7 protein-coding genes (1 of these 7 cut by a window edge) are annotated in these 6,112 nt (G+C 67.6%); 1 reads left to right on the forward strand and 6 read right to left on the reverse strand.

From position 1 onward, the window contains the following. The 4 genes from whiA to uvrC all read right to left on the reverse strand — a co-directional run. Positions 1–244 (reverse strand): DNA-binding protein WhiA (whiA, locus tag K789_RS0105470; RefSeq protein WP_029704566.1); only part of this gene is annotated, 244 nt, incomplete at its 3' end. 10 nt (positions 245–254) lie between these two features. Beyond that, entirely contained in the window at positions 255–1,274 is a 1,020-nt protein-coding gene (locus tag K789_RS0105475) for a gluconeogenesis factor YvcK family protein (protein ID WP_024365881.1), read from the reverse strand. Next, the gene (rapZ, locus tag K789_RS0105480; protein WP_024365882.1) at positions 1,274–2,197 is read right to left on the reverse strand and encodes an RNase adapter RapZ; all 924 of its coding nucleotides are present in this window, start codon (positions 2,195–2,197) and stop codon (positions 1,274–1,276) included. Before rapZ ends, K789_RS0105475 begins: the two co-directional genes overlap by 1 nt. A 115-nt stretch (positions 2,198–2,312) precedes the next feature. After that, complete coding sequence (gene uvrC / locus K789_RS0105485; RefSeq protein WP_024365883.1) at positions 2,313–4,340, reverse strand: excinuclease ABC subunit UvrC; 2,028 nt, start codon at positions 4,338–4,340, stop codon at positions 2,313–2,315. 165 nt (positions 4,341–4,505) lie between these two features. Here uvrC and K789_RS0105490 point away from each other — a divergent pair, with 165 nt between their 5' ends. After that, positions 4,506–5,090 (forward strand): hypothetical protein, encoded by a 585-nt coding sequence (locus K789_RS0105490; RefSeq protein WP_024365884.1) that lies wholly within the window; start codon positions 4,506–4,508, stop codon positions 5,088–5,090. A gap of 6 nt (positions 5,091–5,096) precedes the next feature. On the opposite strand, the gene K789_RS0105495 is transcribed toward K789_RS0105490, so the two are convergent. Then, the gene (locus K789_RS0105495; protein ID WP_024365885.1) at positions 5,097–5,765 is read right to left on the reverse strand and encodes a lysophospholipid acyltransferase family protein; all 669 of its coding nucleotides are present in this window, start codon (positions 5,763–5,765) and stop codon (positions 5,097–5,099) included. Next, a protein-coding gene (locus K789_RS0105500) for an HAD hydrolase-like protein (RefSeq protein ID WP_024365886.1) crosses the window boundary here: on the reverse strand, positions 5,752–6,112 show its 3' end. Its footprint extends 419 nt past the window's final position; only the last 361 of its 780 coding nucleotides appear in the window; its start codon lies off the right edge, out of view; the stop codon is at positions 5,752–5,754. Before K789_RS0105500 ends, K789_RS0105495 begins: the two co-directional genes overlap by 14 nt.

Genomic DNA, 6,112 nt, shown 5'->3' on the forward strand with positions numbered 1-6,112 from the left:
GGCGCAGGCCGCCGCCGGACACAACGATGATCTCGCTCTGGTGCCCGTAGACCTCGGCGATGGCGGCACGGAGCCGCCGCGCAGTCGAGGCGAGATCGACTTCGGCCTCGATCACGATCCGGCCGGAGATGATGTGCAGTCCCCCGGCGAAGCGAAGCATGGCGGACACTTCCGCCTTGCGGACCGAGGACTTCTTGATGTCCAGCCGGGAAAGTTCTTCCTTGACTGATGCTGTCAGTGCCATGGCACCTTTCCTACCTGTTCCCGAAAATGTCGTGGTACGCCGTTGCCAGACGCAGCGGGTCGTGGATCGGCCGGCGGCTCGACGCCCCCACTTTACCCAACACCACCTCGGCGCCGAGCATCCCGGCCGCCTGTTCGAAGTCGGCGAGGTCGGTCACGGACGCAGGATCGGCCAGGACGACGTCGATCGTGAAGTCTGGCGCGTACTCCCGGAGGACCCGCAGATGGTCGGCGGCGGTCATTCCGAGGGTTTCTTTGGTGTCCGTGGCGAGGTTCATGGTCAGGCACCGGCGGGCGGCCGTGTTGCAGAGCGCCTCGCGCATTTCCGGCAGCAGCAGGTGCGGCAGCACGGACGTGTACCAGGAGCCCGGGCCGAGGATGACCCAGTCGGCCAGCTCGATCGCGGTGAGCGCCTCGATGCAGGCGGGGGCATCCGCCGGCAGCAGCCGGACCCGTTCCAGCGAGCCGGCGACAGCGCACTTCGCCTGGCCGGTCAAGGTCTGCAGCACCGAGCTGCCGTCAGGGGCGCTAACGCGGACCTGGCCCTCGATGGTCAGCGGGACGCTGGACATCGGCAGGACCTCCCCGCGGGCGCCCAGCAGCGCGCCGGCCCACTTGAGGCCCGCCACGGTGTCGCCCAGGAGTTCCCAGAGTGTCACGATCAGCAGGTTGCCCATGGCGTGCTCGTCGAGGGAACCGCCGCGGCCTTTGCCGGGCGCGAAGCGGTGCTGCATCACGTCGCGCCAGGTGCGGCCCCAGTCGGTGTCGTCACAGAGCGCGGAGAGGGCCATCCGGAGGTCTCCGGGCGGCAGGACACCATACTCCTCGCGCAGCCGTCCCGAGGATCCGCCGTCGTCCGCGACCGTAACGACGGCGGTCAATTCTGACGTGAGCAGGCGCAACGCGGACAGCGAAGCGGAGAGGCCGTGGCCGCCGCCGAGCGCAACGACGGAGGGGCCTTTGTCCTGCTGGCTGGCGAAGGCCGCGCTGGCCGGAGGGACGAGGGGCAAAGGCCCGGTGAGCAGCGCCATTATTCGCGGCCCAGGTCCCTGTGCGTGGTGGTCACGGTGACGCGCGGGTATTGCGCGAGCCGGCGGGACAGCTCGACGGCGACAGCAACGGAGCGGTGCTTGCCGCCGGTGCAGCCGACGGCAATGGTGGCGTAGTGCTTGTTCTCGCGGCGGTAGCCGTCCAGGACCGGCTCGAGGGCCAGCACATAGCGTTCCACGAAGGTACTGACGCCCTGTGCCTCCAGGACGTAGTCGCTGACGTCTTTGTCCAGCCCGGTGTGCGGACGAAGTGCCGGCACCCAGTGCGGGTTAGGAATGAACCGTGCGTCGGCGACGAAGTTGGCGTCGACCGGCAGCCCGTATTTGAAGCCGAAGCTCATCACGTTGAGTCGAAGGGCCACGGGGCCCGTTTCGCTGAAGAGTTCGGTGATCGCGGTGGCGAGTCCGTGGACGTTGAGGGCGGAGGTGTCCAGCACAATGTCGGCGGAGGTGCGCAGTTCGTGCAGCAGTTCGCGTTCGGCAGCGATGCCGTCGAGGATCCTGCCGCCGCCCTGCAGGGGGTGGGGGCGCCGGCCCTGCTCGAACCGGCGGACCAGGACGTCGTCGTTCGCGTCCAGGAAAAGCACCCGGAAGCCGACGCCGCTGGCTTCCAGGTTGCGCAGGGCGGTGCGGATGTCCGCGAACAGTTCCTTGCTGCGGACGTCCATCACGACGGCGAGCTTGGAGATGGAACCCGGGGCGTGGGACACGATTTCCGCGAGCGTGCCGAGCATCTGTGGGGGGAGGTTTTCCACGACGTACCAGCCGTGGTCCTCCAGGGCGTCCGACGCAGTGCTCCGGCCGGCTCCTGACATGCCCGTCACGACGAGCAGCTCCGCCTCAACGGGTTTGACCGGCGTCATGCGGTCCGGCTCCGTCCCGGATCCTGCCGTCGACTCTGCCATCAGTGAAGCCCCGTTCTGCTGTGCTCTAGTTCTGCAAGGTAGCGTCCACGGTGTGATGAATTACCGCGCGTGCCGTTTCCCAAGTCCTTACCCTAGCTAAGTTTGCCGGTGCTAGCTAAGTCTCAAGGATTTCGCCGGTGGTCATGTTGATGGCGGGGACGGTGACGGAGCCGGCGTCGTCGGTGAAGTGCCGGACGATCGCCTCAGCCAGGGATGGACCGATCCCCTTGGCGCCGGTGAGTTCCTCGGCGCTGGCCGCCTTGATGCTTTTGACCGAGCCGAACTGGGCGAGCAGGGCCTTGCGCTTTGATTCGCCAAGACCGGGCACACCGTCGAGTGCGGACACGGTCATCGCCTTGCCGCGTTTCTGCCGGTGGAAGGAGATCGCGAAGCGGTGGGCCTCGTCGCGGATGCGCTGGAGCAGGTACAGCCCGGCGGAAGCCCTCGGCAGGATCACCGGGAAGTCGCTGTCGGGCAGCCATACTTCCTCGAGCCGTTTGGCGAGCCCGACGACGTAGACGTCGTCGATGCCCTGTTCGGCCAGGGCACGGGCGGCCGCGTTGACCTGGGGCTTGCCGCCGTCCACGACGACGAGGTTGGGCGGGTAGGCGAACTTGGTCCGTGGCGCCGGGGTGGTGGTGTCCGCCACGGCACCAGAGGACGGCGGCGCGACGGCGGCGTCGGCCGCGGCGTTGAGCATGGCCTGGTGGCCCGGCTGCCGGGCGGCGTCGGCCTGGATCGTCTTCTCCTGCAGGTAGTTCCGGAATCGCCGGGTGAGGACATCATGCATGGCCGCAGTGTCGTCCGTCGCTGCCGCGCCGGTGACGGAGAACTTCCGGTAGTCGGACTTCTTCGGCAGGCCGTCCTCGACCACCACCATGGAGCCGACGACGTTGGTGCCCTGGACGTGGGAGATGTCGTAGCATTCGATCCGCAGCAGCGCGACGGGCAACTCGAGGGCCTCCTGCAGTTCCTGCAGCGCCTGGGACCGCATGGTCAGGTCGCCTGCGCGCCGGGATTTATGCAGCTTGAGGGCGTGTTCGGCGTTGTCCCGGACAGTGGAGAGCAGGGCGGCTTTGTCGCCGCGTTGCGGCACCCGGATGTCGATCCTTGCCCCGCGCAGACCGCTGAGCCATTGCGCCAGATCGGCCGCATTGCTGGGCTCCGTCGGGACGAGGACCTCGCGGGGCAGCCGGCCCTGCAGTCCGGCCTCCTCGCCGTAGACCTGCTGGAGCAGGTGCTCGACGAGGTCCGGGGTGGTGGAGTCCTCGACCTTTTCGACCACCCAGCCGCGCTGGCCCCGGATCCGGCCGCCGCGGACGTGGAAGACCTGCACGGCGGCTTCAAGCTCATCCTCGTGCAGGGCGAAGACGTCGGCATCGGTGCCCTCGGCCAGGACGACGGCGTTCCGTTCGAAAACCTTCTTGAGCGCGACGATGTCGTCGCGGATCCGTGCCGCCCGCTCGTAGTCCAGGTCCGCCACGGCGGCGGCCATGTCCCTCTCCAGCCGGGTGACGAAGGGCTTGGCCTCGCCGCCCATGAACGTGCAGAAGTCCTCGGCCAGGGCGCGGTGGTCCTCGGCCGAGATGCGGCCGACGCACGGTGCCGCGCATTTGTCGATGTAGCCGAGCAGGCAGGGCCTGCCGCTGGCCTCGGCCCGCTTCAGGACCCCGGCGCTGCAGCTGCGGACCGGGAAAACGCGCAGCAGGGTGTCCATGGTGTCCCGGATGGCGCCCGCGGTGTAGGGGCCGAAGTAGCGGGTGCCCTTGCGCCGCTCGCCGCGCAGGACCTGGACGCGCGGGTACTTCTCCCCCATCGAGACAGCGAGGTACGGGTAGCTTTTGTCGTCCCGGAACATCACATTGAACCGGGGCTTGAATTCCTTGATCCAGGTGTATTCAAGCTGCAGTGATTCAAGCTCGCTGCCGACGACGGTCCACTCGACGCTGCTGGCCGCATGGACCATGGCATACGTTTTGGGGAGCAGTCCTGCCGGGTTGGCGAAGTACGAGTTCAGCCTGGACCGGAGGTTCTTGGCCTTGCCGACATAGATGACCCGGCCGTGCGGGTCGCGGAAGCGGTACACACCCGGATTGGTCGGAATTTCACCCGTCTGGGGACGGTAACTCGCTGGATCTGCCACGGTTCAAGTCTACTGAGCCTGCAGCCCTGCCCTTGACGGTGCGGACGGGCGCGGACGACTCCCCTGGTTTGGCCGGCCTGGCCGGACGTCCCGTCGCGGAAACTCCACTTCTGGAAGGCGGTCAGGCCAGGCCTTTTTGTCGTAGCCTGCTGACATTCTGGGTGTATGGAAAGCACGGACTGGAGTGCGGAAGGCAGGGCGGCCCTGGCGGCTGTCGCGGCGTTGACTGCGGCGCTGGATTCCGTGACCGGAGCCGGTTCTGACCGCGGTGCTCCGTCCGGCTCTGGTGACGCTGGCCCGTCCAGCGCCCGTGTCCGCCGGGATGCTGATCCGTTGCGGGATCTGGCGGATGATTGCCTGGATGGCCTGGCCGAGGTCGCCCGGTGGGAGGCCAGGACTGCGGCGTTGAAGGTGCGGCTGGGCGCTACCTATCTGCGGGCCACCGACGCCATGGCGGCCCCGGCGGCGGCACCGCACGACGCCAAGTGCCAGGACATGGCGGTGGTCGCTGAGGTCGCGTGTGTCCTGACCGTGAGCGAACGGACCGCAGGTGCCTTCCTGTCCGACTGCCAGGCCCTCACGACGGCGCTGCCGCTGACCCTGGCCGCCCTGGCGGACGGGACGATCTCCTGGCAGCACGCCCGGATCATTGTGGACGAAACCGCCGGCCTGGATCCGGACGGGGCGGCCGGGCTGGAAGCGCACTTCCTGGACCCTGACACACCGGACCCGGCCCGAAATGACTATTGAAGGTGCCTACTCGACGGTCTTGCTCTGGTTATAGCTGGTGGAGCGTTCCTGGCCGCTGAGTGCGGCTATCGCATCCATGATGCGGTCTGTGGCCTGCCTGCGGGCGGGCAGGGAGTGGTCCGGCCCGGTCTTGTCGAAGTACAGCGGTTCGCCCACCTTCATGGTGAAGTGTTGGGGTTTGACCGACTTGCTGTCCGCGGGCTGCAGGTGCTCCGTGCCGATCAGTCCGACCGGGATCACAGGGGCACCGGTGGTCAAGGCAAGCCAACCGACTCCGGTGCGTCCGCGGTAGAGGATACCGTCCCGGGAGCGCGTGCCCTCCGGGTAGATGCCGACGCCCTTGCCGGAGTCGAGGATTTCCAGCAGCGTTTTAAGCGCCTGGACGCTGGCGGCCTGCTCGCCGCGTTCCACCGGGATGGAGCCGACGGCTTCGAAGAAGGACTTCATCACTTTGCCCTTGACTCCTCCGGTGGTGAAGTACTCCGCTTTGGCGAAGAACGCGACGGGCCGGGGCATGAGTGCCTGGACGATCACGCTGTCCAGGAAGGACAGGTGGTTGGGGGCCACGATGAACGGGCCCTCCTTGGGGACGTTGTCGAGTCCGATGACCGTGGGCCGGCAGGTCGAGGTCACGAGGCCCCGCGTGGTCCAGCGGATTGCATCAAACATTGCCATCGGTGCAAACCTCGTTTACGGCGTCGTTGTTCTGGTCCGGGTTGACTGCGTCCGGTTCCCTTGCATGGTCCCGCTCCGCATCCCGCCGGACTATGGTCTCGTGGAGTGCCTTACTGCTGTGCACGATCTCCACGGCCCCTGCGGCGTCCAGTTCACCGTCCGGAGCGAAGCCCCAGCCTACGCCGATGCACTTCAAACCATTGGCAGCCGCTCCGGCCACATCCTGGGCACGGTCCCCCACCATGACGGCATGCTGTGTGCCCGGGCCATGCCCGGCGGCGAGGTCCGCCAATGCCGCGGCGACGATTTCCGCCTTGCCGGACGGTGCGCCGGCTGCTGCCGCTTCG

Source organism: Arthrobacter sp. TB 26, assembly GCF_000427315.1.
Taxonomy (GTDB): domain Bacteria; phylum Actinomycetota; class Actinomycetes; order Actinomycetales; family Micrococcaceae; genus Arthrobacter.

What these genes read in the sequence shown, in the direction of transcription:
- K789_RS0105475 (WP_024365881.1), bottom strand. Translation starts at nt 1,274, where the DNA reads ATGGCGCTGCTCACCGGGCCTTTGCCCCTCGTCCCTCCGGCCAGCGCG.
- rapZ (WP_024365882.1), bottom strand. Translation starts at nt 2,197, where the DNA reads ATGGCAGAGTCGACGGCAGGATCCGGGACGGAGCCGGACCGCATGACG.
- K789_RS0105490 (WP_024365884.1), top strand. Translation starts at nt 4,506, where the DNA reads ATGGAAAGCACGGACTGGAGTGCGGAAGGCAGGGCGGCCCTGGCGGCT.
- K789_RS0105495 (WP_024365885.1), bottom strand. Translation starts at nt 5,765, where the DNA reads ATGGCAATGTTTGATGCAATCCGCTGGACCACGCGGGGCCTCGTGACC.